At 61.2% G+C, this 26,618-nt stretch carries 22 protein-coding genes and 1 pseudogene; 14 read left to right on the top strand and 9 right to left on the bottom strand.

Annotated elements, in window-relative coordinates; genetic code table 11:
* Positions 1-28 precede the first annotated feature (28 nt).
* Entirely contained in the window at positions 29-1,423 is a 1,395-nt protein-coding gene (locus E1N52_RS07970; protein WP_133181736.1) for a phosphomannomutase/phosphoglucomutase, read from the bottom strand.
* A 248-nt stretch (positions 1,424-1,671) separates the two neighbouring features.
* Here E1N52_RS07970 and E1N52_RS07965 point away from each other — a divergent pair, with 248 nt between their 5' ends.
* Both E1N52_RS07965 and E1N52_RS07960 read left to right on the top strand, forming a co-directional pair.
* A complete protein-coding gene (locus E1N52_RS07965; RefSeq protein ID WP_133181734.1) occupies positions 1,672-2,934 on the top strand; it encodes an oligosaccharide flippase family protein in 1,263 nt (420 codons plus the stop codon).
* Complete coding sequence (locus E1N52_RS07960; protein ID WP_425468033.1) at positions 2,934-3,770, top strand: glycosyltransferase; 837 nt, start codon at positions 2,934-2,936, stop codon at positions 3,768-3,770. Before E1N52_RS07965 ends, E1N52_RS07960 begins: the two co-directional genes overlap by 1 nt.
* A gap of 1,060 nt (positions 3,771-4,830) precedes the next feature.
* On the opposite strand, the gene E1N52_RS07955 is transcribed toward E1N52_RS07960, so the two are convergent.
* From E1N52_RS07955 to E1N52_RS07945, 3 genes are all read right to left on the bottom strand, one after another.
* Positions 4,831-5,610 (bottom strand): class I SAM-dependent methyltransferase, encoded by a 780-nt coding sequence (locus tag E1N52_RS07955; protein WP_133181732.1) that lies wholly within the window; start codon positions 5,608-5,610, stop codon positions 4,831-4,833.
* Positions 5,611-6,561: 951 nt separating this feature from the next.
* The gene (locus tag E1N52_RS07950) at positions 6,562-7,305 is read right to left on the bottom strand and encodes an LrgB family protein (RefSeq protein ID WP_246088991.1); all 744 of its coding nucleotides are present in this window, start codon (positions 7,303-7,305) and stop codon (positions 6,562-6,564) included.
* Positions 7,302-7,673 (bottom strand): CidA/LrgA family protein, encoded by a 372-nt coding sequence (locus E1N52_RS07945; protein WP_069267653.1) that lies wholly within the window; start codon positions 7,671-7,673, stop codon positions 7,302-7,304. Before E1N52_RS07945 ends, E1N52_RS07950 begins: the two co-directional genes overlap by 4 nt.
* 340 nt (positions 7,674-8,013) lie before the next feature.
* Between E1N52_RS07945 and E1N52_RS07940 the strand changes: the two genes are divergently transcribed.
* The 5 genes from E1N52_RS07940 (at position 8,014) to cysC (ending at position 13,068) form a co-directional block, all read left to right on the top strand.
* Positions 8,014-9,300, top strand: coding sequence for an O-antigen ligase family protein (locus E1N52_RS07940; protein ID WP_133181730.1), 1,287 nt, complete (start codon positions 8,014-8,016; stop codon positions 9,298-9,300).
* Between the two features lie 210 nt (positions 9,301-9,510).
* The gene (locus tag E1N52_RS07935) at positions 9,511-9,711 is read left to right on the top strand and encodes a hypothetical protein (protein WP_133181728.1); all 201 of its coding nucleotides are present in this window, start codon (positions 9,511-9,513) and stop codon (positions 9,709-9,711) included.
* 380 nt (positions 9,712-10,091) lie between these two features.
* Entirely contained in the window at positions 10,092-11,276 is a 1,185-nt protein-coding gene (locus E1N52_RS07930; protein ID WP_246088990.1) for a glycosyltransferase family 4 protein, read from the top strand.
* A 32-nt stretch (positions 11,277-11,308) separates the two neighbouring features.
* Positions 11,309-12,340 (top strand): UDP-glucose 4-epimerase GalE, encoded by a 1,032-nt coding sequence (galE, locus tag E1N52_RS07925; RefSeq protein ID WP_133181724.1) that lies wholly within the window; start codon positions 11,309-11,311, stop codon positions 12,338-12,340.
* 125 nt (positions 12,341-12,465) lie between these two features.
* Entirely contained in the window at positions 12,466-13,068 is a 603-nt protein-coding gene (gene cysC, locus E1N52_RS07920) for an adenylyl-sulfate kinase (RefSeq protein ID WP_246088989.1), read from the top strand.
* Positions 13,069-13,113: 45 nt separating this feature from the next.
* Here the strand turns inward: cysC and E1N52_RS07915 are convergent, their stop codons facing one another.
* Genes E1N52_RS07915 through E1N52_RS07900 form a run of 4 tightly spaced genes read right to left on the bottom strand, consistent with a single transcriptional unit; the run spans position 13,114 to position 17,849 of the window.
* On the bottom strand, positions 13,114-14,997 hold the full coding sequence (locus E1N52_RS07915; RefSeq protein ID WP_133181722.1) for a polysaccharide biosynthesis protein: 1,884 nt from the start codon (positions 14,995-14,997) through the stop codon (positions 13,114-13,116).
* Positions 14,984-16,021, bottom strand: a complete 1,038-nt coding sequence (locus E1N52_RS07910) for an MraY family glycosyltransferase (protein WP_133182138.1) — start codon at positions 16,019-16,021, stop codon at positions 14,984-14,986. Before E1N52_RS07910 ends, E1N52_RS07915 begins: the two co-directional genes overlap by 14 nt.
* Before the next feature lie 26 nt (positions 16,022-16,047).
* Positions 16,048-17,004 (bottom strand): UDP-glucose 4-epimerase family protein, encoded by a 957-nt coding sequence (locus E1N52_RS07905; RefSeq protein WP_133181720.1) that lies wholly within the window; start codon positions 17,002-17,004, stop codon positions 16,048-16,050.
* Positions 17,001-17,849, bottom strand: a complete 849-nt coding sequence (locus E1N52_RS07900) for a glycosyltransferase family 2 protein (RefSeq protein WP_133181718.1) — start codon at positions 17,847-17,849, stop codon at positions 17,001-17,003. Before E1N52_RS07900 ends, E1N52_RS07905 begins: the two co-directional genes overlap by 4 nt.
* 218 nt (positions 17,850-18,067) lie before the next feature.
* On the opposite strand from E1N52_RS07900, the gene E1N52_RS07895 reads away from it, so the two are divergent.
* The 7 genes from E1N52_RS07895 (at position 18,068) to E1N52_RS07865 (ending at position 26,286) form a co-directional block, all read left to right on the top strand.
* Positions 18,068-19,879, top strand: a complete 1,812-nt coding sequence (locus E1N52_RS07895; protein ID WP_133181716.1) for a hypothetical protein — start codon at positions 18,068-18,070, stop codon at positions 19,877-19,879.
* A gap of 222 nt (positions 19,880-20,101) precedes the next feature.
* Positions 20,102-21,526: a UbiA family prenyltransferase gene (locus E1N52_RS07890; RefSeq protein WP_133181714.1), complete on the top strand. Its 1,425-nt coding sequence runs from the start codon at positions 20,102-20,104 to the stop codon at positions 21,524-21,526.
* Between the two features lie 3 nt (positions 21,527-21,529).
* Positions 21,530-22,846 (top strand): FAD-binding oxidoreductase, encoded by a 1,317-nt coding sequence (locus tag E1N52_RS07885; RefSeq protein WP_133181712.1) that lies wholly within the window; start codon positions 21,530-21,532, stop codon positions 22,844-22,846.
* Entirely contained in the window at positions 22,843-23,583 is a 741-nt protein-coding gene (locus E1N52_RS07880; protein ID WP_133181710.1) for an SDR family oxidoreductase, read from the top strand. Before E1N52_RS07885 ends, E1N52_RS07880 begins: the two co-directional genes overlap by 4 nt.
* Before the next feature lie 52 nt (positions 23,584-23,635).
* Positions 23,636-24,574, top strand: coding sequence for an NAD-dependent epimerase/dehydratase family protein (locus E1N52_RS07875; protein ID WP_133181709.1), 939 nt, complete (start codon positions 23,636-23,638; stop codon positions 24,572-24,574).
* 6 nt (positions 24,575-24,580) lie between these two features.
* Entirely contained in the window at positions 24,581-25,864 is a 1,284-nt protein-coding gene (locus tag E1N52_RS07870) for an NAD(P)/FAD-dependent oxidoreductase (RefSeq protein WP_133181707.1), read from the top strand.
* Positions 25,861-26,286, top strand: a complete 426-nt coding sequence (locus E1N52_RS07865) for a GtrA family protein (protein WP_133181705.1) — start codon at positions 25,861-25,863, stop codon at positions 26,284-26,286. The genes E1N52_RS07870 and E1N52_RS07865 overlap by 4 nt, the downstream gene beginning before the upstream one ends.
* A 77-nt stretch (positions 26,287-26,363) precedes the next feature.
* Here E1N52_RS07865 and E1N52_RS07855 read toward each other — a convergent pair.
* Positions 26,364-26,618: pseudogene (locus E1N52_RS07855) on the bottom strand (IS256 family transposase); the annotation flags it as partial.

Raw genomic sequence — 26,618 nt, 5'->3', positions numbered from 1 at the left:
TTACCGGCGGGCCGCCGGGACGTCTTCGTCAGAACGGCAGCTTCGCGTCCGGCTTCTCGGCAAGAATCACGCGTTTGAAGTCGGCCTGGATGCGCGCAAGCGCCGCATCGTTATCGGCCTCGAAACGCATCACGACCACGGGCGTGGTGTTCGACGAGCGGGCAAGGCCAAAGCCGTCCGGATACTCCACGCGCAGGCCGTCGATGGTGATGACCTCGTCGGCGCCCGTGAACTTCGCGTTCTTCTGCAGCTTGCCGATCAGCTCGAAGTTCTCACCTTCCTCGAGCTTCAGCTGCAGCTCGGGCGTGGCGTGCGAGTTCGGCAGGTCGTTGAGCAGCTTGCTCGGATCGGCCACGCGCGAGAGGATTTCGAGCAGACGCGCGCCCGTGTACAGGCCGTCGTCGAAGCCGTACCAGCGGTCCTTGAAGAACACGTGGCCGCTCATTTCACCCGCGAGCGGCGCGCCGGTTTCGCGCAGCTTCGCCTTCACGAGCGAGTGGCCCGTCTTCCACATGAGCGGCTCGCCGCCCTTTTCCTTCACCCACTTCGCGAGATTGCGCGTGCACTTCACGTCGTAGATGATCTGCTTGCCCGGATTGCGCGAAAGCACTTCCTCGGCAAACAGCATGAGCTGGCGATCGGGGTAGATGATCTCGCCGTCCTTGGTCACGACGCCCAGACGGTCGCCGTCGCCGTCGAACGCGAAGCCGATTTCCGCATCCGTTTCCTTGAGCGCGCGGATCACGTCCTGCAGATTCTCGGGGTGCGCCGGGTCCGGATGATGGTTCGGGAAATTGCCGTCCACTTCCGTGAAGAGCTCAACAAGTTCGCAGCCCATCGCCTTGAAGAGGCGCGGAGCCAGGTCGCCCGCCACACCGTTGCCGGTGTCGACGACGATCTTCAGCGGACGTGCAAGCTTCACGTCGCTCAAGATGCGATCGACATAAGCGTCGGCGATGTCGTACTTCGTGTAGCTGCCTTCGCCCGCGTCGAAACGGTCCGCGACGATGCGGTCGTAAAGCGCGAGGATCTGGTCGCCGTAAATCGCCTTGCCGCGCAGGACCATCTTGAAGCCGTTGTAGTCGGGCGGATTGTGGCTGCCCGTCACGACGATGCAGGAGTCCACGTTGCGCTCGCCGCCAACCAGCTTGAGCGGCACGCTCGCGGCGAAGTAGCCCACAGGCGTGGGCACCATGCCGACATCGACCACGTCCACGCCGGCCTCGCACAGGCCGTCGGCCAGCGCACGCGAGAGATCGGGACCCGAGAGCCGGCCGTCGCGCGCGATCACCACGGCGTCGCCGCCCTGAGCGCGCACTTCGCTGCCGAAGGCGCGGCCAATGGCGCGCGCGGTGTCGGTGTCGAGCGTCTTGCCGATCACGCCGCGAATGTCATATGCCTTGAAAATCGATTTCGAAATCATGTTGGGGCTCACGTCCTGATGGGGATTCGGGTCTATTCGTAACACGGACAGGCGACTGTAAGCCTTCGGAGTTACGAAAAGTGGGATCCGTTACAAACTATAATTGCCGTTTTTCGGCAGTGGTATGCACCCATTTTAATGCTTCACTGTTTCCTTTTATTGCCAAAATATTCGTCAAAAATGGCGGAGAGATTGCGCACGCCGCGTGCCTGCCCCTTTTTTAGCGCCTCCCGCCATGGCGAGGCGCGATGCTGAGCCTCAAGCGCTTTGGCAATCCCGACGTCGCCCGCGCGTTTGCGAACATCGTGTGGCTCGGCCTCGAGCGCGTCACGCAGATCGCGGTGGCCATCGCCATCAGCGGCGTGCTCGCGCGCTATTTCGGCCCTGACGTATTCGGCAAGTGGCAGTACGCCAACACGCTCCTGCTCGTGCTCGCGCCGATTACGTGGGTGTGCGGCGCCGAGATTCTCGTGCCGACCATCGTCAACCGGCCGCCGGAGCAGCTCGGCACCGTGCTCGGGAGCGCGTTCGCGCTGCGCATCGGCGTGTCGGCGGCGGCGCTGCTCCTAACGTGGGCCGGCATTGCGCTCGGCGTGACCGACCCGATGGTCGGCGCCATGCTCGCCGGGCTCGCGGTGACGATGCTGTTTCGCGAGCCATTTGTGGGCGTGATCAACGCCTGGCTGCAGAGCATGACATACAGCAAACCGCAATTGCTCGCGAGCATGACGACGGCCGTGATCAAGGCGCTGCTCGTATTTCTGCTTGCGCGCGCGGCGTTCGCGCCCGCCACCTTCGGCTGGCTCTGGGCGCTGGAATCGGCGGCGATCGGCGCGGCGCTCGTGCTCTACTTCCGGCGCCGCCACGGCGGCAAGCTCGGCTGGCACGTGGACCGCTCGCTTTTTAAGCATTTCGCGAGCGCGGGCACGGTGTTCTGGCTCGGGCTCATCTGCATGTACCTGTTCCTGAAGCTCGACCGCTTGATGCTCGAGCGCACGATCTCGTTCGCCGATCTCGGCCGCTACTCGGCTGCGCAACAGCTCAACGAGAACTGGATCACGCTTGCGCTCATGCTCTCGCAGACGATCGCGCCCGCCTTCGTCTACCGCGTGCAGCAGACCGCGCAGCTGCGCCGCAACCTCGTGCGCCTCTTCGCGATGACGGCTGTGCTGATGGTGGCGGGCGCGCTCGTGCTCGATGCGCTCGCGGGCGTCATCATCGGCCGCGTGTTCGGGCCGGACTACGAAGGCGCGATCGGCATCTTCCGCTGGGCCGTGTGGCTTTCGGTGCCGGCGGGACTCGAAGCCATCGGCAACCTCGTCGTGCTCAAATATCAGGCGAAATTCGTGCTGCTCGCGAAATGGCTGCTCGCGCTCGCCGTGGCGTTCGCCGTGAATCTCGTGGCGATACCGCGACTCGGCTCGTATGGCGCGCTGTGCGGCCTCGCGGCAGGCTATCTCGCGGCCGCCTGCGTGAACCTCTACTACATTCGCTTCAAACTCGTTTCATGATGAATTCCGCCGCGCTTCCCATGCGCGATGCACGCGAGGGCGTGCTTGCCGACGTCGCCGTGCTCATGCCTGCATACAACGGTCAGGACGATGTGGCCCGAACGCTCGCTTCGTTCGATGAGGACGCAACGATCTATGCGCTCGTCGTTGACGATGGCAGCACGCCGCCGATCGTCGCGCCTGAGGTGCCGGGCATGTGCGTGGAAGTTTTGCGGATGGAGAAGAACGGCGGTATCGAGCGCGCGTTGCAGGCTGGCATCGAGGCGCTCGCGGCGCGCGGTTTTCGTTACGCTGCGCGTATCGATGCGGGCGATCTCACTGCGCCTCAGCGCCTCGCGAAACAGCGCGCGCGCATGGAAGCGGAACCTGCGCTTGCGGCGCTCGGCACGTGGACCCAGGTGGTCAATCGCGCGGGCGAGCCGCTTTTCATGCTGCGTCCGAGCAGCGATGCGCGTGCGCTGCGCCGCTCGCGCCTCTTGCGCTCGCCGCTCGTGCATCCTTCGGTGATGTTACGTGTCGATGCCGTGCTCGCTGTAGGCAACTATCGCGTGCAGTATCCGGCCGCTGAGGACCTCGACCTGTTCCTGCGACTGATGGAGCGCTACGAGTGCGCGAATCTGCCGGAGCTTGGTTTGTACTACGAACTGAATGAAGGCGGCATTAGCGCGACGAAGCGGCGGCGGCAGATCGTATCGACGTTGCGCCTGCAGCTGCGTTATCTGAATGTGATGAATTGGCGCGACTGGGCGGGCGTGGCGAAGAGCTTGCTGCACTTTGTGACGCCGTATCGCACCTTGCACAAGATGAAGCGTGCGCTGTTTGCGCGCGGTGGTTAGCAAGGCAAATCGTTGTTGTCTCTGCTGCCCCGTCACTTACGTTTTTGCTTTTCCGTCTTGGCGCGCTCCTGCCGTCGGACCAAGAAGTTAGGGCTAAAACTGTTCCCACCACCAGCAGGCACGTGAACTCATTCGCGAGCAGGCCCTGTTTCGTCAAGCGATGCACCGTGAAACGCCCGTGTGGCGGGATTCTGAGCAAACGACCAACCTCCTCGCCTGCCACTCTCTTAGTTGATATGTATATCATCCTTCTTACGATAAGGATCGAAACAATATGACCTCACTTTGACATCAACGATTGATTTTTCATTCGCGGACGTTATCTCAAGCGGGGGAATCACCAATAAACAAGGATGTGTGCGGCGGTATATCACGTGACAAGTCAGATTCAGAATCGTTGTTAATGATGTAAATACGTTGTTTATCAACCATATGTTTCTAGGTGCCTGTTTTCTTGCGGCCTAGGGTGAATGAAATGCCATTCCTAGTTCCGATCAAGACACTGATGCGGGAAAGGGGATTAGGTTTGACGGTCATGGCCAAACGACTCGGCGTGGCGCGTCAAAATCCGGGCGCATCGCTGTCGGGTCGACACGATGCGCGAAGCTCGACGCTGGACGGCGCGGCCGACGCCCTCGACGCCGTATGGATATTGGGGCCACGCGAGAGTCTCGCCGAGATTCGCGGGGTCCTGAAGCGGCCCACACTTGCACCTTCGGCTACCCCGAGGGCGATGACAACGCCGTTTATCACAAAGAACACGCCCACCGTGGATGTGGCTGCCGTAATATTGCATTAAGTGGTGCACCACCACGCCCGCTGCCGCAAAGAAGCGTAGAAAGTGCACCGATTCCAGTCTGTGGCCTTCCCTCATCAGCGTATCAACCCCGTTTGATGGCTCAAACCACGCCATCATCCCGCGCTTCCCTTGCAATACCGACACGTCATGTAGGCATGGCTTATATTGCCCCGGGCGACGGGTACCGCTAAGTCACACTTCATGCGGTCATCATTTAGCACTGGATCATCGCCAGTGCGCTACGCGAATACGATCAATGTGCTAGTCGTCGGCTGACCTTCTCGCGAGGAATACGAGTTGGTTCGTCCTGAGGACGGACTCCTGGTATATGCGGAGAAGCTGCTCTGGGATGGGGAAAGCATCGTAGGTCCGATGTTCGCGAACAATCTCAAATCCGACACTTCGGGCGGTGTCAAGAATATGCGAATCCGTGGCGCGGTTCAGCGTTTCGTACATGGAAAGCAAGATTCGGCACTCGTCACTGTCAGTTACCTGTCGACGGATTTCGTCGCAGAGCAAATTGTGTTGCATTGACAGGTGCGCCCAAGGCATTGGTATCCATTGTGCGAAATGCGAACCGAATGCCGAGTAGTAGAGCGGCGTAGTTTGCAAGAACATATATCCGCCTGGGCGCAGCACGTCGAAAATCTTGGTCAGGCAATCGGCGATCAAATCCTGGCGCACGTGCTCGAAAACGGACCAACTGTAGGCAATATCGAAGCGGCCCGTGTGGTCTAGCCGCTCAGCCGGATCGACCTTCGTCAGTTCGAGATTCAGTGGCAGTTCGTTAAGACCAAGCTGCTCGCGCGCCAGCGGAATAGCGCGATCGAGCTCACTCGACTGGATCTCGGTCGCAACAAGGCGGCGCGGATGATAGCGAAGCGCGATGCCTAGTGCCGCTGTTGCTTCACCGCATCCGAATTCCAGCACGTCTTTCCCTTCGAAGCCCCCGACCTCGTTTAGCCATGCCGACATCGCATCGGGCACATCGAGAAATTTAGCGCGAAACGTCCGATCGGTTATCCCATCAATCGACCACATGCCGCCCCCCGGGAAAGGTTTGGAAAGACCGATATTACCTCAGCGCCTATACGTCGCCATTGACACATGCATGGGCTTCGAGAGCAGGTCTAAGAATTCGAGCCTATCGTCTTCCTCTAATTGCGAAAGTGTGCGTATTCGAGAGCATCCACACGCTCTCACACTCTATTTACGAGAGGCCGAAGTGGGGCAGAAAAACAGGCCATGGACCGGGGACGTTGTGGACTTTTCACCGGGAAATGGAACGAACGTCGTGCCGTATTTATTGTTGTTCGACTGACTTTGTAGGCTGCCTCCGGATGTCTCGCAGAGGCTCCCCCGTGGTTCGCCCTCACCAGACACGATCAAGACCTGCGGACGTTGCAAGTCAGACACGGAAGCAAGAGCGATCGTGATTAAACGCTCCTGGTCGACGACAGGATGTCGGTCCCGGCCGAGTCGGCGCTCTGGGTCCGAGGCCTTGCGAAATAACTCCGGATTGCACGGGGGCGCCGCGGCGGCGCTGCACGCCCCTGCGCGCAACTAGATTCTACGAAGGCTTCCCGTCGGCTCGCCGATCGTCGTAGAGTTGAGGCGAATTTGATCGGCTTTTCCACTGGCAGCGTTTGCTTCGGAGTCAAGGTCTGACCGTTTGGGTGCCTTATCGACGCCCTCTCCGCCCGTCAGATTCTCGGCAAGCCAGCGGTAGCAGTCTTCGGTGATTTCACAGCGTCTACCTCAATCGATCTCTTCAAGAATATCTGCCGGGGGCCGGGAGTAGATCGGCATCCGCAGAGCCGCCCTGAGCTTCGCGACGCTGCTTTCGCGTTCCGACCTTAGGGCTGGACGCGGCCATTCTGAGCCGGCCTCACGTACCCTCAGCGACCGCAATTGGACGACTCGAAAGGTTCGCTTTGAAGAAGATGAAGTTACTCGTTAGCGGACCATTTCGCCGACAGCGCGAGAAATTTTCTACAGCCACCGCAGCAGCACGGGCAACAGCACCGGCACGACGAACGCAGTAAAGACACCGTTCAGACCCATGCCGAGCCCGGAAAACGCGCCCATCTCCTCGCTGACCTGAAACGCACGTGCTGTGCCGATGCCATGCGAAGCCACGCCGATCGCGAAGCCGCGCACTTCGGTCTCGCGCACGCGAATGACGTTGAGAATCCAGCGCGCGGATACTGCTCCGAACACGCCCGTCGATATCACGAGCACGGCAGTGAGCGATGGGATGCCGCCGACCTTGTCGGCGACGGCCATGGCGATCGGTGTGGTGACGGACTTCGGCGCGAGCGAGGCAATGGTCTGATGCGAGGCGCCAAAGAGCTTCGCGACGCCGACCGCAGACACGATTGCCGTGAGCGAGCCTGCAACGAGCCCGCCGAGCAATGGCAGCGCGCCGCGCTTTAGCTTGTCCCACTGACGGTAGAGCGGCAGGGCGAGCGCGACCGTGGCGGGACCGAGCAGGAAGTGCACGAACTGGGCGCCCTCGAAATACGTGCGATACGGCGTATCCGTGATCTTCAGCGCCGCGACGACGAGCGCCACGGCGATCAACACCGGGTTCGCGAGCGGATTGTGCTTTGCGCGCGCGTAGATATTGATAGCGATGAGATAGGCGACGAGCGTCACCGTCAAGCCGAGCAGCGGCGTGGCGGCAAGATAGACCCAGATCGCGTCGAGCTTCGTAATGGGCAGGTGACCGTTCACGATGCGCCTTCCCCGGCCGTTGGGTTGCGCCGCTGACGACGCAACAGCGCGCGTGTGACGAGCGCCGTCACTGCGATGCCGAGTGTCGTGCTCACGACGAGGCTCGCGATCACGGCGAGCGCCTCGCCGCGCACGGCCTGCGCGGACACCATGATGCCCACGCCCGCCGGAATGAAGAGCAGCGAGAGATGGCGCAGCAATTCGAGCGCGGTCGGCTCGATCGCCTCGGCGGCGGCGGGCCGCATCAACGCGAAGGCGAACAGGAGCAGCATGCCGATCACGGGACCGGGCACGGGCAGCGAGAACACGTAGGACACGCTCTCGCCGAGACACTGGAAGATCAGGAGGGCGGCAAGGGAACGAAGCATGGCTAAAGGCAAGGCGGGGCTGGAAACATGCGCGGCGCGCGCAGTGTAGCCCAATGATGCGCGATGCGCAGCGAATCGTCATACCAGAGTGCGATGTGCGCCCTCCTCGTTCGCGGCTGTAAACTATACGCATTCCGTTTGCTCCCGATTTTTATCGGGCCGGTCGCGTTCACCAAAGTAGTGCGCAGTTTTTTGGGTGCAGTCTCGAACGAGGAAAATGTCCGCGTACAATAGTGCGATTCTCGTCATGCTTCGCACCCAAAAAGCTGCGTAGTGAGGACGTAACACGGGGACGTAGTCCACACAACCGCCCTCCCTTACAGATAACAGCAGTGTAGTGATGCCGACAGCAGTTACGATTGATTCCCGACGCACCGCGCCCGGCGACTGGCTGACCGCGGCTTTCCTGCTCGCCTTTCCCTCTATCGCCATGCTCGTGCAAGGCGCTTCGAGCGCCGTATCGATCGGTGCGGGCGTCATTTCGCTGGTGGCACTCTGCTCGCGGCCCGCAGGCGCACCCTATGGCTATGCGCCGCTTGAGCGTTACGAACTCGCGTTATGCATCGCGCTGTGCGGCCCCGTTGCTGCCGTCGCGCTCAGCACGCTCTCGCATGGGCATCCTATGTTCAAAACCTGGGACTCGCCATCGCGTTTCCTGCTCGCAATCCCGATCTTTCTGGCCCTGCGGCGCGCGCCGCCGCGAATCTTCGTCTGGGCGGACCTTTCCTTTACCCTGGGAGCCCTGTCCGCGCTCGCGCTTGCCCTTTTTATGCCGCGCGATTGGGGCGACGGGCGCATCGGCAGTGCGTTCCTGAACCCGATCCACTTTGGCGATCTCGCGCTTGCGCTCGGCGTGCTGTCAGCGATCGCGCTGAACTGGTGGCGCAAGGATTCGGCGCTCTGGCGCGCGCTCAAGATCGCGGGCCTGGTTGCAGGCCTCGCTGCTTCGCTGTTGTCTGGCGCGCGCGGAGGCTGGGCGGCGATCCCGCTTGTTGCATTGCTGATCGTCTGGGAGCTCGGCCGCAACAAGCCCTTTCACTGGAAGGTGCTGATGCCGGTGGCGGTTGCGGTGCTGCTCGGACTCGTGTACGGACTCTCGGGGACGGTGCGCGATCGCGTGAACGGCGTGTCGTCCGACCTGACCCAGTACACGCAAGGTCACCGCGACACGTCGGTCGGCATCCGCCTGCAACTCTATGAAGCAGCGGCGACGCTGATTGCCGAAAATCCGGTGCTTGGCCTCGGTGGCGACGGGTTTCGCGACAAGATGACATTGATGGCGAAGCAAGGTGCGCTGACCCCCACCGCGGCACAGTTCGGCGAAGGTGAAGTGCACAACCAGTTGCTCGCCTACATGGCCAACTACGGCATTGTGGGCGGCCTCGCGCTGCTCGCGATCTACGTCGTACCCGCGGTCTTCTTCGCGGCGAAGCTCAAGTCCACATCGAAGACGACGCGGCGTACGGCGCTCATCGGCCTGTCCTTCATCCTGATGTTCTTCGTTTTCGGGCTGACGGTCGAGACTTTCGACCTGAAGAGCACTGTGTCCTTCTACGCGACCATGCTGGCCGTTCTCGCGGCAATCGCACAACGCACGGATGTCAAGTCCGACTCTTTCCAAGGCTGACCGTCAAGCACGGCGGTGAGGGATGGAATGCGGCCCACTCTATCGGCGACGCCAACCGCCGGACGCGCGAGCGCACCGCGCTTGAGTCTGGTCTCGCCGACGAATTCCCTGCGGCTCGATACCGTATGCAATGCCGCACGCGCCGCTTTGTCGGACCGGGCGCATAATTGGCGTTCCCGCCGGCAAGGTCAACCCAAGGAGACCGTCGAAATGGAAAACGCCATCTACTGGAAGGGAAAACAAGTTGGAATTGAAGTGGCAGGGCGCATCACGTGGTTTCCGTCCACGCGGCCGGAAACAATCGAGGCGCTGAAGCGAAGCGCTTTCGAAGACGAGAGCGGGAAGGCTCCGCAGGCGTCGTGTGGCAACGCGGCGAATCTGGGCGTATGCGCCGACATCCCTCGGCGCTGATAGATGAAGAACTCTGCCGCGTGTACCTGAACGCTCTACAACTAACGCGAAAGCACGGGCAGCTAAACACGCGCGGCGAACACAGCGAACCGTCGATTAGGGCCCATGCCGATGCCTGAAAAAGCGCGCAGGTCCTCGCGCACCTAAAAGTGCGACAGTCGCCCGGCCGACCAGGAAGTACACGAACCGCTCGCCCTCCAACTACGTGCGATACGGTGTGTCAATAGGTTTGGGTTTGAGCGCGGCTCGCGCAGTGTAGGCCAACGGCGCGCAAGGTCCCCAGCGATGCGCCGCTTCGGTCGACTTGATCCCTACGCCCGTCGGCTAAAATGTGCGCCCCGGCCGCTGCCGCCATCGCCTGCCAACGACGCCCCGCTTTCGTGAACTCCTCGCCTGCCCGAACCGCCGCCGCCAGCGCGCCCCAGTCCGCCGCGCACCGGCATCCACTGCACGTCGCCCTCGTCTGCAACACGGCCTGGGCAATCTATACCTATCGGCGCGGCCTGTCGCGTGCACTCACAGAAGCGGGCGCGCAAGTCACCGTGATTGCGCCGCGCGACCGCACCTTCGAACCGCTCGCGGCCATGGGCTGCCGCTGCGTCGAACTGCCGGTCGCCTCGAAGGGCACGAATCCGCTCGACGACCTGCGCACCATGCTCGCGCTCTACCGCCAGTATCGCTCGCTCAAGCCGGACGTCGTGTTCCACTACACGATCAAGCCGAATATCTACGGATCGATTGCCGCCTGGCTCGCGCGCACGCCTTCGGTGGCGGTCACGACGGGCCTCGGTTACGTATTCATCCAGAAGAGCCGCGCCGCGCAGGTCGCCAAGCGTCTGTATCGTTTCGCGTTCCGCTTCCCTCGCGAAGTGTGGTTCCTCAATCGCGACGACGAAGCCGCTTTCAAGGACGGCAATCTCCTCGCGCATCCCGAGCGCGCGAGGCTGCTGCACGGCGAAGGCGTCGATCTCGACGATTTCCCCTTCACGCCGCTGCCCGAGCGCGCAGAGTTTGCGTTCGTTCTGATTGGCCGGCTGCTCTGGGACAAGGGCGTGGGCGAGTACGTCGAGGCCGCGCGCACGCTACGCGCGCGCTATCCGCACGCACGCTTCCAGTTGCTCGGCCCGGTGGGCGTAGACAATCCGAGCGCGATCTCGCGCGAAGAAGTCGCGTCCTGGGAGCGCGAAGGCGTAATCGAATATCTTGGCGAAACGGCCGATGTGCGTCCCTTTATCGCCGATGCGGACTGCGTCGTGCTGCCCTCGTACCGCGAAGGCGTGCCGCGCACGCTAATGGAAGCAAGCGCGATGGGCCGGCCGATCGTGGCCACCAACGTGCCCGGCTGCCGCGAAGTGGTTGCCGACGGCGTGAACGGCCTGCTGTGCGAAGCGCGCGATGCCGCCTCGCTATCCGCCAGCCTCGCGCAGATGCTGGACCTCGACGGGCCGGCGCGCGCCGCCATGGCCGGGCGCGGCCGAAAAAAAATCGAGAAAGAATTCGATGAGCGCGTTGTGGTACAACGCTACCGGGAACTGATCCGGGAAATCACCGGGTCGACTTTTTGATCGAGTCTGGAATTCACGGGAACGAACACGGCATGACTGCGACGAACTCAAAGGGCACCATCCTCGTCACCGGCGGCGCGGGTTACATCGGCTCGCATACCTGCGTCGAGCTGCTCAATGGCGGCTATGAGGTGGTCGCCATCGACAATCTCGTGAACAGCAGTAGCGAGTCGCTCAAGCGCGTTGAGCAAATTACCTGCAAGCCCGTGGCGTTCTACGAAGCCGACGTGCGCGACGACGCCGCCCTCTCGCGCATTTTCGAAGCGCACAGCATCACCGGCGTTATCCATTTCGCGGCACTCAAGGCCGTGGGCGAGTCGGTGGCGAAGCCCATCGAGTATTACCGCAACAATGTCGACGGCCTGCTCGTGGTGCTCGACGTGATGCGCCAGCATGGCGTGAAGCAGTTCGTGTTCAGCTCCTCGGCCACGGTCTACGGCATGCCCGAACGCTCGCCGATCGACGAAACGTTTCCGCTCTCGGCAACGAACCCCTACGGCCAGTCAAAGCTCATCGCCGAGCAGATCCTGCGCGACGTCGAGATCTCTGACCCGGAGTGGCGCATTGCCGTGCTGCGCTATTTCAACCCGGTGGGCGCGCATGAAAGCGGGCTGATCGGCGAAGACCCGGCGGGCATCCCGAACAACCTCATGCCTTATGTCGCGCAAGTGGCGGTGGGCAAGCTCGAAAAACTGCGCGTGTTCGGCGGCAACTACCCGACCCCGGACGGCACGGGCGTGCGCGACTATATTCACGTGGTCGATCTCGCGAAGGGCCACCTCAAGGCGCTCGACGCGCTTGCCTCGCGTGGCGAAGGCCTGGTCGTGAATCTCGGTACCGGGCGCGGCTACAGCGTGCTGGAAGTCGTGAAGGCGTTCGAGCAAGCCTCAGGGCGCCCCGTGCCCTATGAGATCGTCGCGCGCCGGCCCGGCGACATCGCCGAATGCTATGCGAATCCGGTCGCGGCGGAAAACGTCATTGGCTGGAAAGCGGAGTTCGGGATCGAGCGCATGTGTGTAGATCACTGGCGCTGGCAGGAGAAGAATCCGCGGGGGTTTAAGTAAATGAGAACTCTGTCACATTAAATTACTTCCCTGCAAATTTGTTGCGTTTTATTACGTAGACGTTACAACAGCCCCTCCGACGTTACAATTGCTCGTGATTCGCATTGAACTCGGAGTAACGCGAAGTGGATACAGCAACGTCGGCGGGAGTCGTCATCTGGCTGACCGGCATGTCCGGCGCGGGTAAGTCAACCATTGCATGTGCTTTGGTCAAGCGACTGCAAACGTTTGCACTTCGAGCAACGATGCTCGACGGTGATGTGCTGCGTACGGGACTCAATGCGGACCTTGGTTTCAGCGAAGCTGAGCGCACAGAAAACCTCAGGCGCGTCGCCCACGTGGCGGCGCTTTTTTGCAAAGAGGGATTTGTTGCCGTCACGGCAACGATTTCCCCCGAGCCTGAGCACCGTGAAAATGCACGGCGCATCGTAGGGGAAGCTTATTTTGTCGAGGTGTTTGTCGACACGCCACTCGACGTCTGTGAGCGGCGCGATCCCAAAGGCCTATACAGGCGAGCGCGCAGCGGCGAAATCCCGCAATTCACCGGCATCGGTTCGCCCTATCGTCCGCCTCTCCACCCTGATCTCAGCTTGCACACGCATGGCAACAGTGTCGAACACTGCGTCGACCGGATAATTGGCTATCTGATTGACGAGCGCCATTTCGGCCTCAAGAACATGCGCGAACGCACCACGTCGCGTATCCCGATGCATGCGACTCAACGCTGAGCGCTAGTCAATACATGACTGACACCAAGGTCGCCCGTTGCGCCCCTAGCCAGCAGCGCGCACCGACGTGCCCCCTACGCTCTGCAGTTTAGGTGTACCCGACGGCTGATACTCGGGCACCCAGCGCCGCAGATCGCGGCGTACTTCGTCGTCGCCCGGTACGCGGTGCTGCATAAGCCATGGCAGCAATTCGTCCAGCAGATTGTCAGGCACTTCGCGTGCCTTTGCCGTGCGCAGCTTCGCATGTGGCGTGCGCGTGGTCGTTTCGTCGTCCGCGAGCAATTCTTCATATAGCTTCTCACCGGGTCGCAGCCCCGTGAAAACCACGCGAATCTGCTCTTCCGAGTAGCCATAGAGGCGGATCAAATCTCTCGCGAGATTGACGATCTTGACCGGCTCACCCATGTCGAGAATGAAAATCTCGCCGCCGCGCCCCATGCTCGATGCCTGCAGCACCAGTTGCGATGCCTCGGGAATCGTCATGAAGAAACGCGTGACTTCCGGATGCGTGACGGTCACCGGACCGCCCTTCGCGATCTGCTGCTGGAACTTCGGAATCACGCTACCCGCGCTGCCCAAGACGTTGCCGAAGCGCACGGTCTCGAACTGCGTGCGTTCGCTGGTCTGCTGCAACGCCTGGCAGGCCATCTCCGCAAGGCGCTTGCTTGCACCCATCACGTTGGTCGGGTTGACCGCCTTATCGGTCGAGATCAGAACGAAATGCCTCACTTGATGCTTGATCGCCGCGCGCGCTACGCGATACGTGCCCAACACGTTGTTGCGAATCGCCTGCCATGCGTTCAGTTCCTCCATCAACGGAACGTGCTTGTACGCAGCGGCATGGAAAACGATGTGAGGCGTATAGCGCCCCATAACCTGATCGAGCAGGAGCGCATCTTTTGCATCGCCGACGATCGGCATCACGGAAAGCTCGGGAAAGCGCTCATGGATTTCCTCTGTGAGTCGGTACATCGCGTACTCGGACACATCGAGCGCAACGAGTTGCGCGGGCGCGAAACGCAGAATTTGTCGGCACAGTTCGGAGCCAATCGAGCCGCCTGCACCCGTGACCATGACGACCCTGCCACTCAGCAGGGCCTCGACGTGCGGCGTGTCGATGTTGACCGCATCGCGTCCCAGCAGATCCTCGAGGTCGATGTTGCGCACCTGAGAAAGGAAGCCCTGGCCAGGCAGCAAATCGTTCAATGAAGGCAGCATAAGCGCCTTCACGCCCGCTCGAACACATTGTGTGGCGACACGTCGTTGCACATCGGCGGACGCCGACGGTATGGCGATGATGGCAAATTCGCAGCGCAGCGTCTGCGCCCATTTTGCGATGTCATCGATCGGGCCCAGCACCTTGTAGCCGTAGATCTCTCGCCGTTGCTTTGCGGGATCGTCGTCGAGCAGGCCAACGAGGCGCCATTCGGCGGAGCGCGAGAGTTCGCGCGCGAGACTCGCGCCGGCACCTCCCGCGCCAATCACGATCACGGGCTTGCCCTGCGCGACGAGACCACCATAGAGATAGAACTCCTTGCTCGCGCGATAGAGTGCCCTCGAACCGCCCATGACGAAGAACACGAGGAGCGGCGAAACGATCAGCACCGAACGAGGAATGATCGGCACGGGCTGCACCATCACTGAGCCGATCATGACGACCAGCGCGGCCGCTATGATCGCCTTCGAGATACGCATCAGATCCGGCAGGCTCGCGAACACCCACATACCGCGATACAAGCCAAAGATGCGGAACATCACCGCATAGACAGGCAGCACCCAGATCAGCGTGCTCACCGCACCGTGCCAAAACTCGGGCGGAACGGACGCGTTGAAGCGTAGAAAATAAGCCGTCAACCATGCGGCGGCCACTGCGCCAATGTCAAAGAGAAAGGCGCTGAACGAGAGCCAGGAGGCTTTATTGCGGAGCATCAGCGTCAACCTCTGTTTTTCTACCAAGGGACTGGAAAGCACGCCAGCGAGCGTCAATCGTCGCACCCATCAAAGCAAGCACAAAAGCCCAACCAGCAACGATCTCCCACTGCAGCGTCGTGGAACGATCGAGCGCCAAGACAGCAAGTACCGTGCCGGCTAACATTACCAGATACCATGCCAAAGCCGTAACTGCGTGCCCCGTCCCGAAACGGACCATGCGTTGATAATAATGGTCGCGATGGGCCTGCCAGAATTTTTCGCCACGCAAGAGCCGACGGATCAGCGTGACAGAAGCATCGCCGATGAACGGCGAAAACACCAACACCGGAAACCAGACTGGCCAGCCACCGCTACGCCAGCCCCAATAGCCTAGCGCGCCGGCGAGAAAGCCGATCGGAATCGAACCAGCATCGCCCAAAAATAGCTTTGCCGGATGGAAATTGAAGAGCAGAAACCCGGCCGCTGCTCCAGCAATCGCCGCGCATACCCAGCCGAGTTCCGGCATCCGCCCGGGCCCAAAGAGCGCCGCGACCGCATAGGCGCCGAAGCCGAACAGCGCCATGCCGCCGGCAAGACCGTCTGCCCCGTCCATGAAATTGTATAAGTTGACCAGCCACAGCATCAAAAACGCCAGTCCTCCGAGGCACCACCACGCAACAGGAGCCGGATAGACAACGATCAGCGTCAGCACCGCAAGGAAATGCGCGGCAAAACGCACGCGCGCAGGAAGTCCGCGGCGGTCGTCAATCTGGGAAACGGCAGCGAGAAATGCCGCGCCAAGCGCAATCAACCATAGCGAAGGCGCCAGAAGCAGAATAGCCAATACCGCGACCGGCACCAGGCCCCAGCCTCCGACGCGCGGCGTCGGCCGCACATGCAGTGAGCGCTCGTTTGGGATATCCGTGGCGAGGCGCCACGCGAGCCCGCTCTTTAGCAGAAACGCGAGTATGGCCGCGCACAGCGCACCGCTAGCCAAGGCGATCCACACGGCGCTCAACGGTGACGAAATCGGTAAATGCATGATCAACGTGTACGGTCTCCGCGAATTCAGTGCGTCGCACGATACCAACGAGCAGTCGCTTCCAGCCCCTCCTCCACCGCGAACGGCGGCTGCCATCCGAGCCGCTCGTGAATCAGCGATGTGTCGACTCGCAGGCTGGACGTCAGACGCTCCAACTGGGCGGCTCGGCCGGTCAGCGCGCCTGCGGCGCGCAACAGCCCCGTCGGAACAGGAATCAGGCGTGCGGGCTTCGAGAGGTGGCGGCCGAGGCCGCGCAGCAACTGGGCAACAGACAGGTCGTCGGCATCGGCCACATGAAAACAGGCGTTGGCGGCTCGCGGGTCGGTGATGCAATGCATGAGCGCATCGGCCAGATTTTCGGTGTACACGAGACTGCGTCGCGCACTCACCGAACCGAGCGGCAGTGGCACGCCACGCCAAAGCGCGTCCATCATCTGCAAAAAATTGGCTCCGACTCCGGGGCCATAGACGAGCGGCGGGCGAACGACCACGACTTCCAACCCCGTTTCTTCACTCAGACGCCAGAGCGCTTCCTCCGCCGCCCGCTTCGAAAGTCCGTACGGGTCGAGTGGCATGGGCGGCACAGATTCCGCCAGCGGAACGCCGCCATCCACCTCTGCCACAGCCTTGATGCTGCTCACAAAGACCATGCGCCGGGCTCCGGAGGCCTGTGCCGCACGGGCAACGCGCAGGGTACCCTCGACGTTCGTCGCATGGAATGCCGCCAATGGATCGGGTGCGTCATCACGCATCACGTGAACGCGCGCAGCCAGATGCACAACGCAATCCGGGGACAAGTCGTTCGGCCACGCCTCTTGAAGTCCGACGAAATCCGCCGTCTCGTGATGCCATTCGCGCACAGCATCCATGCGGACGTTACCGCGTCGCAGTAGCGCAGTCACGTCGTGGCCACGCCGTGAGAGCGCCGCGCACAGCGCTCTCCCTACGAGACCATTCGCACCGGTTACCAATACGTGGCTCAAAGCCATTTCCACCCAAACCGGTTATAGAACTTGAATGCCGACGTGAGGAACATCCGTATGTGCGCAAGCCCTTTGCGCGACGCGCCGCCCCCGTGATGCAGCACCCGCACCGACGGCGCATAGACGACACGCGCCACATCATGCGCACGCAGGCTGAGATCGTAGTCCTCGAAGTAGAGGAAATAGCGCGCATCGAAGCCCGCAAGCGTTTTGAGCACGCTCGTGCGAAACAGCATGAAACAACCGCTCACGATCGGTGGATCCCAGATCGTGTCACGCGCGTTGATCTGCGCGCGCATCTCGTAGCGGGCGAGGCGCGCCTCGAATGGCCGGCGCGCGGCACGCGGCAGGAAGCCGCGCACGAACAAATCGACGAGGGTCGGATATTGCCGGCATAGATATTGAAGCTGGCCGGCATCGTCGACAATAGCCGGCGTAAGCAGGCCTGCTTCGGGATGTGCCTCCAGAAACGTCACCGCCTCGACTAACGCGCTGGAGTCGATGTCCACGTCGGGATTGAGTACTAGGTGATAACGGCTCGATGCCCGCTCAATCGCCAGATTGTGACCGCGCCCGTAGCCGACGTTACCGTGCCCGGCGATCACCGTACAGGAGATGCCTGCTTGCGACAATGCTGCGAGGCTGCCGCGCATCTCAGGCATGCCGCCGTTGTCGACCAGATACATGTGGATCGACATCCCCGGCTCGGCACGAGTCAGTGCGGCGCCGGCGCGCGCAAGACTGGCAAAGGTTCGCGCGAGGAGATCCCGGTCTGGATGAAAGACAACCACCGATACGGACACCACCACGGCATGATCCACACTAGATACCGAACTCACTGTCATCTGGATATGCGACGATTCGGCACCGTATGCGCCATTCGTTTAATCGGGGTCGATTTAAACCGTGTAGTGTGCTGAAAATACCCGATTCAGGCAACTGACTTTTCCAATTGTTACGCAGGATAAGACAATACAGGGTGCGAACCCGGATGAACCAAACCGTTGTCGCATCGTGGAGACGAATATACAGTAGCGCCCGTGTGCTGCCTGGCCGCATATAGATGCAATTCACCGACCTCGACTGGCGAAATCGCCTAGTCCAGTTGTCGGCTCGCCCACTTATCAGCTTTTGCAAATCGAAGCAAATTATTCGCCAAGCCAATTTGAAATCTCTGATAAATATTCGCCAATTCTGGCCGGCGATCGTCCTTTCACTCGGCGCCGTGATTTTCGCGACGACCTGCTTCGGGGTGGTTTCCCATTTTTCCCCGGTTCCTTATGGAGATCAGTGGGACGGCACGCTGGGCTTCTATATGGATGCGCTCGAGCACCCCTGGGCGGCGTTTTTTGACCTGCACAACGAGCATCGCCTGTTCTTTTCACGACTCATTTTCTTCGTGGACATGCGCTACCTCGGCGGACGCAACGTGCTCGACCTCGCCGCCAACGTGGTCCTGGCGGCATTGCTCGCCTTCGCGCTCTATCGGATCACCAGCCGAAATCTGCCACATTCGCGCGCATCACGAATGATCGTAGGTGGCGGCGTACTCGCCTTTACGTTCGCGTGGATGCAATCGGAGAATTTTACGTGGGGCTTTCAGAGTCAGTGGTTTGCCGTCTACCTGTTCGGACTCTGCTCATTCGAGGCACTCGATCTCAGCGAAGGCGCCCGCAAACGCGGCGCGTCTGCGCCCTCGGCCGGATGGTTCACACTGGCCATCGGAGGCGCGGTCATGGCGGCACTGTCGATGGTGAGCGGTGTCCTCGTCGCCCCAGTGCTTGCCATTCAGGCTGCGTACCTCCGCACAACGCGTATGCGCCTTCTTGTGATCGCAGTATTGACGGCGGCGATCTGGCTGGCCTACTTCACGGGTTGGCATTCGAATTCGCCGAACGGAGGACTGCGCGACGCATTGGTGCACCACCCTCTCGGCGTCCTGTTTTACGTACTGCTCTATCTCGGCTCGCCGGCGACCTGGGGCTGCCTGGGCATGCCGGTGAGCGCCCTTTGGGGTGCGATCGTACTCCTAAGCCTGATTTATGCGCTATGGATTGCGCAGCAACGTCGCTCAGTCATCGGCTCCGCGCTGCTAGCCTTGGCAGCGTTCATTAGTGCGAGTGCATTCGTCACCGCTGTCGGGAGAATTGGCTTTGGCGTCGATACGGCTACGTTGTCGCGCTATACCACCGGGCCGCTACTGCTGACCGCATCGCTCCTCGCTTTTCTTTGGCTCAATGAAATTCGCCCTGAAAGGCGACGTTGGTTCGTCGGCGGTTTCGTTTTTGTACTCGTCATGATTGCGGTTGCGCAGCGCATGGTCTTTCATTCGACGCAACGCGAGTTGTACGCGAAGCGCGTGGCGGGACTCGCGGTGCGAGCAAAGGTCTATGACGCCCCTTATACATCCATGATCTACCCCAACCCTGCGGCGCTACAGGGAGTTGCCACGCGCGCCCGGGCAGCGGGACTCTCCATTTTTGCCCCGGACCAGCGTGACTTTGCGGTGCCGCCACAGGTGGTCTCCGCGAGCGCCGGCTGCATCGGTAAGATTGACAGCGTTAGCGCGACTGCGACCCCCGATCGGTTCGCGGCCACGGGATGGCTTTACGACCCAGCCGGCAAGCGATACGTCTCGTCGATCGTGATCGCCGATCGCGCCGGGAACGTATTGGGTACAGGTATCACCGGGGCACAACGCCCGGATCTCGCGCCGATCACTGGATCCAAAGATCGTTACGGCGGCTGGACAGGCTTTTTCAAGCGGCCGAGCGCCCCCGAAATCCGGGTTTTTGGCAGGCTCGATACCGGTCGATACTGCGAGATTCCCGATACGCAAGCCTTGGACGCCAGCAAGACTCAACCGCCCGCATGAATGCGCCTGCGCGCCCTGACTGACCCTGGATCATAGAAGCGGTGATCCACCGCCCAAGCTGTCAACAGTGCGCAGGGACGCAACAGATCGCCGGGACACCTGTAACGGTGGCGCAAGTTCCGGGTAAAATTCCTGGCTTGAAAATGGCGCAGGATTCGGATGTATCGAGACTCGTGCCCAATAAACCACATTCTATAAACCCATTGCCAACTGGCCGACTGTATGCGCAGCAGACCACTCGTTGTTGACCTGGATGGCACGTTGATTCGATCGGATGTGCTAATCGAATCGGGATTCGCTTATCTCAAATCCGCGCCGCTGCGGTTTTACCGCCCGCTCATGTGGCTCGTGCGCGGCGGCAAACCGGCCCTCAAGGCCGGCCTCGCCGAAAACACTAATGTCGACGTCACCGTCCTGCCTTACGACGCACAGGTGCTCGATTGGTTGAAGGCGGAACGCGAAGCTGGACGCCCGCTCGTGCTCGCGACTGCCAGCCACGAACGCTATGCCCATGCCATCGCCGACCACCTGGGGCTCTTTGACCAGACTTTCGCGACCGCGGACGGTGTCAACCTCTCGTCTCAACGCAAACGCGACAGGCTAGTGGCCGAATTTGGTGAAAAGAACTTTGACTACGCAGGCAATTCGCACGACGACATCGCGGTCTGGCAATCCGCTGCACGCGCGTATGTCGTGAATCCGGCGAGCGGCGTCGAGCGCGCCGCCCGCAAGATCGGCAATGTCGAGCGTGTGATCGAATCGCGGCCACCGGCGCTGAAGACCTGGTCGAAGTCATTGCGCCTGCATCAGTGGCTGAAGAATCTGCTGATCTTCGTACCGCTTCTTGCCGCGCACAAACTCGCCTATCCGGACCTCATCCTCGCAGCACTAATCGCTTTCTTCGCCTTCGGTCTCTGTGCATCGAGCGTGTATCTGCTCAACGACATGCTCGATCTCGAGGACGACCGGCACCATCCGACCAAGCGCAAGCGCCCGCTAGCATCCGGCGCGCTTCCGCTCACCTGGGGGATAGCGCTCTTTCCTGTCCTGCTCGCGGGCGCTTTCGCACTGACCGCACTATTTCTTCCATGGCGCTTCGCCGCGGTGTTGTTGGGCTACTACGTTCTCACGCTCGCCTACTCGATGTTCCTCAAGCGCCAGGTGATGGTGGATGTCGTCGTGCTGGCAATGCTCTATACCACTCGCATCATCGCGGGAACAGCCGCCATCGGCGGTCACCTCACGTTCTGGTTGCTCGCGTTCTCGATGTTCATCTTCCTGAGCCTCGCGCTTGTGAAGCGCTACGCCGAGCTCTATTCGATGCAGGCGCGCGGGCTCGCCAAAACGCGCGGGCGCGGCTACCTTGCGAGCGATCTTTCGCTGATCTCGTCGCTCGGCACGGCGTCCGGTTATCTCTCTGTGCTCGTGCTCGCCATGTATATCCAGGATGGCAACACAGCGCATCTCTACCGGCATCCGCAGATCATCTGGCTCGCGTGCCCGCTGCTTCTCTACTGGGTGAGCCGCACGTGGATCATCGCGCATCGTGGCCTGATGCACGACGACCCGATCGTCTTCGCCGCGCGCGACCGTGTGAGCCTCGCAGTGGTGGCACTCTGCTGCCTCGTCTTCTGGGCGGCGACCTGATCGATGGATACGGTGCAGTCCTGGGGCCGCTATCCCGCCCTCCCGCAACAGGCGCATGCAATCGTGTGGCGTGACCGCGCGGCCGCGACCTGGCGCGAGGTGATCGAAGCAAACGGCAACGCGCTCGCATTCGGCAACGGACGCAGCTACGGCGACAGCTGCCTCGCTGCCTCGGACCACGTGCTGCAGACCCTGCCACTCGACCGCCTCGTCGCTGCCGACTGGGCGACCGGCGTATTGCGTGCAGAGCCGGGCGTCACGCTCGAACAGATCCTCGAGGTCGCCATACCGCGTGGCTGGATGCTGCCTGTCACGCCCGGCACCAAATACGCGACGCTGGGCGGCGCAATCGCCAATGACGTCCACGGCAAGAATCACCACGTGCGAGGGACGTTTGGCCGCCATGTGCGGCGCTTTGGACTGGCGCGCAGCGACGGCGCGCTGCTCGAATGCGCACCGGACGCGCATGCGGATTTTTACGCGGCCACGATCGGGGGACTCGGTCTCACCGGGTTGATCCTTTGGGCGGAAATCCAGCTCATGCCGATCCGATCCAGCCTGATCGACGTGACGAACATCCGCTTTTCGAACCTCGACGAATTCTTCGCGCTTTCCGAACGCCTCGACCCGCTGCATGAATACAGCGTGGCATGGGTGGACTGCCAGAGCCGCGGTTCGACGCTTGGGCGCGGCATTTTCATGGTCGGCGACCACGCGAGAGGTGGACCGCTCGAAGTCGACCGCCGCAAGAAGCGAACGGTGCCGATGACACTGCCCGTTCCGATTTTCAACTCGCTGACCTTGCGCGCCTTCAACGGCGCGTACTACCACCGCCAGCGCAGCGGCGAGAGGCGCTCGAAAGTGAGCTACGACGCTTACTTTTACCCTCTGGACAGCCTGCTCGAGTGGAACCGGATTTACGGTCGAAAAGGCTTTCAGCAGTACCAGTGCGTCGTGCCGCCCGAGGCAGCGCGTGACGCCATCCGCGAAATTCTCGAGGCCATCGCGATAAGCGGTACGGGCTCTTTTCTCGCCGTGCTCAAGCGCTGTGGCGATATCGCCTCGCCGGGACTCCTGTCGTTTCCGCGGGAGGGCACGTCGCTCGCACTCGACTTTCCACAGCGCGATGCACAGAATGCGCGGCTTTTCGCGCGTCTCGACGCGATCGTGCGCGAGGCGCGTGGCCGGCTCTATCCGGCGAAAGACGCTCACATGACCGGCGCGGATTTCCGGGCCGCCTATCCGCAATGGCAACAACTGGAAGCCCTTCGAGATCCAGCGATGCTTTCACGGTTTTGGGAACGAACGACACAAACATGAAAAATATCCTGATCGTAGGTGCGACCTCGGCCATCGCGACGGCATGCGCCCGTCGCTGGGCTGCGCAAGGCGCGAGCTTTTTTCTCGTCGCACGCAGCGCAGAGCGGCTGCAGCAGGTCGCCGACGACCTCCGCGCGCGCGGCGCCAAAGGGGCGGTGTGCCATGAGCTCGACATCAACGACGTCGATCAGCACGCGGCCATGCTGGCGCGCTGCGAGGCCGAATTCGGCACTATTGATATCGTCCTCGTCGCGCCCGGGACTCTGCCCGATCAGGCACAGTGCCAGGCTGACCCAGCCGTGGCGATGCGCGAATTCAACACCAACGTCACGTCGCTCATCGGATTGCTTACGCCGATCGCGAATCTGGTCGAGGCCCAGCGCCATGGTACGATCGCCGTCATTTCGTCCGTTGCGGGCGATCGCGGCCGGCCGTCGAACTATCTCTACGGTAGCGCGAAGGCCGCACTCTCGGCATTCTGCGAGGGTCTGAACGCCCGTCTTTTCAAGGCGGGTGCACATGTCGTCACGATCAAGCCTGGCTTCGTCGCTACGCCCATGACTGCGGGCCTGCCGCTACCCGGGCCGCTCGTTGCGACCCCGGACAAGGTGGCCGCCGACATCACGCGCGCAATCGAAAAGAACAGGGATGTTATCTACACGCCCTGGTTCTGGTCGCTGATCATGTTGATCATCCGGTCCGTACCGAAATTCGCGTTCAAACGAGCGTCGCTTTAAGGACGCGCAGGTGGCAATTCACGTAGAGCACCATTAAATAATTCGCTAACGCATGAATCAGACTCGCATCATTCTTCCTGGCGGCGCCGGTTTGGTCGGACAGAATCTGGTCGCCCGGCTCAAAGCGCGTGGATACACCAATCTCGTCGTGCTCGACAAGCACAAGGCCAACCTCGAAGTCCTGCGCCAGGTTCATCCGGACATCACGGCAATCTATGCGGATCTTGCCGAGCCCGGCGAATGGGCCAGGCACTTCGAGGGTGCCGACGTTGTAGTCATGCTGCAGGCGCAGATTGGCGCGCCGACCGAAGAGCCGTTCGTGCGCAATAACATCGTGGCAACGCGCCATGTGCTCGACGTCATCAAGCAGTACGGCATTCCCCACACCGTGCACATCAGTTCGTCGGTGGTGAACTCCGTCGCCGACGACTGGTACACGCAAACCAAGCGCGAGCAGGAAGAGATCGTATTGGCGTCCGGCATCAACTGCGTCGTGCTGCGCCCGACGCTCATGTTCGGCTGGTTCGACCGCAAGCATCTCGGCTGGCTCTCGCGTTTTATGCACCGCGTGCCCGTGTTTCCGATTCCGGGCAGCGGCAAGTACATGCGTCAGCCGCTCTACGTTGGCGACTTCTGCAACGTCATCATCAGCAGCATCGATTCGCGTATCAAAGGGCAGGCGTTCAACATTAGCGGACTGGAACGCGTCGATTACATCGACATCATCCGTCAGATCAAGCGCGCGACTCGCGCACGCTGCGCGATCATTCGCATTCCCTACGGCCTCTTTTATGTGCTGCTGAAAATCTACGCCGTGTTCGACAAGAACCCGCCGTTTACGGCCGATCAACTCAAGGCCCTAACCGCTGGCGACGAATTCGAGGTGATCGATTGGGAAGGCATCTTTGGCATTCGCGCCACGCCGTTCGCCAAAGCCATGGACGAGACGTTCAACGATCCTACCTATAGCCACATCGCCCTGGAATTCTGAAGACACATGAGTACAGAACGCATCGCCGTGCTCGGCGCGGGACCGATGGGTCTTGGCGCCGCCTACCAACTGGTCAAGGACGGACGCAAACCGATTATCTTCGAGGCCGATGACCGCGTGGGCGGTATGGCGGCCTGCTTCGACTTCGGCGGGCTGTCGATCGAGCGTTACTACCATTTTCATGCGATCTCGGACCATGCGTTCTTCGAGGTGCTGCGCGAACTTGGCATCGAAGACAAGATGAAGTGGTGCGAAACCAAAATGGGTTACTTTTACCAGGGCCGCGTGCAGCCTTGGGGAAATCCCATGGCGCTGCTCAAGTTCAAAGGCCTGAGCCTAAGCGCGAAGTTTCGTTATGGCCTCCATGCCTTCCTCTCGACGAAGCGCAACGACTGGAAGCCCCTCGATCATGTCGAGGCCACGGGCTGGATTCGCCGCTGGATCGGCGAAGAAGCGTGGGAAGTGCTGTGGCGGCGCCTATTCGACTACAAGTTCTATGATTACGCGAGCAACCTTTCGGCTGCGTGGATCTGGAGCCGCATTCGTCGTATCGGCCGTTCGCGGTACGACCTCTTCCGAGAAAAGCTCGGCTATCTCGAAGGTGGTTCGGACACGCTCCTGAACGGCATGCGCAGCTACATCGAGGCGCATGGCGGCGAGTTCCGGCTCGGCGTGCCCGCGCAGAAAGTGGTGATCGAAGGTGGCAAGGTCAAGGGCATCGAAGCAGGGGATGAGTTCCATGCGTTCGACAAGGTGATCAGCACGATCCCGCTGCCTTACGTGCCGCGCGTGATGCCCGACCTGCCGACGGACATACTCGAGGCGTTCCGCAGCAAGAAGAACGTTGCCGTGGTCTGTGTGATCGCCAAGCTCAAGAAGCGCGTGACCGAGAACTTCTGGCTCAACACGAACGATCCGGAAATGGATATTCCCGGCATCGTCGAATACACGAACCTGCGGCCGCTCAACGACCATGTCGTGTATGTACCGTTCTACGTGCCCGGCGAGCATCCGAAGTATCAGGAACCAGACTCCGCGTTCATCGACAAGGTCAAGCGTTACCTCATGAAGATCAATCCCGCGCTGACGCCGGACGACTTCATCGACGTGCGCGCGAGCCGCTACCGTTTCGCGCAGCCGATCTGCGAACCAGGCTATCTCGATCGGCTGCCGCCGATCCAGTTGCCGGTGGAAGGTCTGCTGGTTGCCGACACGTCGTACTATTACCCAGAAGATCGCGGCATTTCCGAGAGTATCGGGCTATCGCGCAAGATGGCGAGGATGGTATGACGAGAGCGCACGCGGTGGTTCGGAGCGGCTTCGTGTCGAAGAACTTCCTGATGTTCCTGCTCACCGGCGGCTTTGCGGCTGCCGTGAACTGGAGTAGCCGCATCCTCTACAACTTGTGGATGCCCTATTCAGCGGCCATCGTCGTGGCGTACATCACGGGGATGATCACGGCGTTCATCCTCGCGAAGATGTTTGTCTTCACGGAAAGCAAGCAGTCGACGCATCGCTCCGTGTTCTTTTTCACGCTTGTTAATCTTGTGGCGGTGGTGCAGACGTGGGCGGTGAGCGTGGGGCTGGCGTATTACGTGTTTCCCAAGCTAGGTATGACGTGGCACGACCGAGATATTGCACACCTGGTTGGAGTCGTTGTGCCGGTGTTCAGCAGCTATATCGGGCATAAGAAGTTCAGCTTCAAGCATTGAGACCGTAAGGGGCCCTTAGGACAAGATTGACGGGGGAGCAATCGTCAATAGTGGTGTACGCGGGCGGGACGGCATGATCAGGCGGCCAGCGCTTGAGGAGCCGGTGTGCTATCAATCACCGGGGTTCCGTCTTTGAAGGGAACACCCTTCAGAAGCTGATCAATTTTCTCGGCACCGCGAATCTTCCTCCAGCCCTGCTCGGCCGCTTCAATCAGCTTGAACGCCATGGCGAGGAAGGTCGCGCGCGACAGACAGTTACGCGTGCGGCTCGTGCGATGGCGTACCGTCGCAAACGTCGATTCGATTGGATTCGTGGTCCGCACATGCTGCCA

Source organism: Paraburkholderia guartelaensis, assembly GCF_004353905.1.
Classification (GTDB): Bacteria; Pseudomonadota; Gammaproteobacteria; order Burkholderiales; family Burkholderiaceae; genus Paraburkholderia; species Paraburkholderia guartelaensis.
This window is presented reverse-complemented; position numbering and strand designations above follow the sequence as displayed.

What these genes read in the sequence shown, in the direction of transcription:
- E1N52_RS07970 (WP_133181736.1), bottom strand. Translation starts at nt 1,423, where the DNA reads ATGATTTCGAAATCGATTTTCAAGGCATATGACATTCGCGGCGTGATC.
- E1N52_RS07965 (WP_133181734.1), top strand. Translation starts at nt 1,672, where the DNA reads ATGCTGAGCCTCAAGCGCTTTGGCAATCCCGACGTCGCCCGCGCGTTT.
- E1N52_RS07960 (WP_425468033.1), top strand. Translation starts at nt 2,934, where the DNA reads ATGAATTCCGCCGCGCTTCCCATGCGCGATGCACGCGAGGGCGTGCTT.
- E1N52_RS07955 (WP_133181732.1), bottom strand. Translation starts at nt 5,610, where the DNA reads ATGTGGTCGATTGATGGGATAACCGATCGGACGTTTCGCGCTAAATTT.
- E1N52_RS07945 (WP_069267653.1), bottom strand. Translation starts at nt 7,673, where the DNA reads ATGCTTCGTTCCCTTGCCGCCCTCCTGATCTTCCAGTGTCTCGGCGAG.
- E1N52_RS07940 (WP_133181730.1), top strand. Translation starts at nt 8,014, where the DNA reads ATGCCGACAGCAGTTACGATTGATTCCCGACGCACCGCGCCCGGCGAC.
- E1N52_RS07935 (WP_133181728.1), top strand. Translation starts at nt 9,511, where the DNA reads ATGGAAAACGCCATCTACTGGAAGGGAAAACAAGTTGGAATTGAAGTG.
- galE (WP_133181724.1), top strand. Translation starts at nt 11,309, where the DNA reads ATGACTGCGACGAACTCAAAGGGCACCATCCTCGTCACCGGCGGCGCG.
- E1N52_RS07915 (WP_133181722.1), bottom strand. Translation starts at nt 14,997, where the DNA reads ATGCTCCGCAATAAAGCCTCCTGGCTCTCGTTCAGCGCCTTTCTCTTT.
- E1N52_RS07910 (WP_133182138.1), bottom strand. Translation starts at nt 16,021, where the DNA reads ATGCATTTACCGATTTCGTCACCGTTGAGCGCCGTGTGGATCGCCTTG.
- E1N52_RS07900 (WP_133181718.1), bottom strand. Translation starts at nt 17,849, where the DNA reads ATGACAGTGAGTTCGGTATCTAGTGTGGATCATGCCGTGGTGGTGTCC.
- E1N52_RS07895 (WP_133181716.1), top strand. Translation starts at nt 18,068, where the DNA reads ATGCAATTCACCGACCTCGACTGGCGAAATCGCCTAGTCCAGTTGTCG.
- E1N52_RS07890 (WP_133181714.1), top strand. Translation starts at nt 20,102, where the DNA reads ATGCGCAGCAGACCACTCGTTGTTGACCTGGATGGCACGTTGATTCGA.
- E1N52_RS07885 (WP_133181712.1), top strand. Translation starts at nt 21,530, where the DNA reads ATGGATACGGTGCAGTCCTGGGGCCGCTATCCCGCCCTCCCGCAACAG.
- E1N52_RS07880 (WP_133181710.1), top strand. Translation starts at nt 22,843, where the DNA reads ATGAAAAATATCCTGATCGTAGGTGCGACCTCGGCCATCGCGACGGCA.
- E1N52_RS07875 (WP_133181709.1), top strand. Translation starts at nt 23,636, where the DNA reads ATGAATCAGACTCGCATCATTCTTCCTGGCGGCGCCGGTTTGGTCGGA.
- E1N52_RS07870 (WP_133181707.1), top strand. Translation starts at nt 24,581, where the DNA reads ATGAGTACAGAACGCATCGCCGTGCTCGGCGCGGGACCGATGGGTCTT.
- E1N52_RS07865 (WP_133181705.1), top strand. Translation starts at nt 25,861, where the DNA reads ATGACGAGAGCGCACGCGGTGGTTCGGAGCGGCTTCGTGTCGAAGAAC.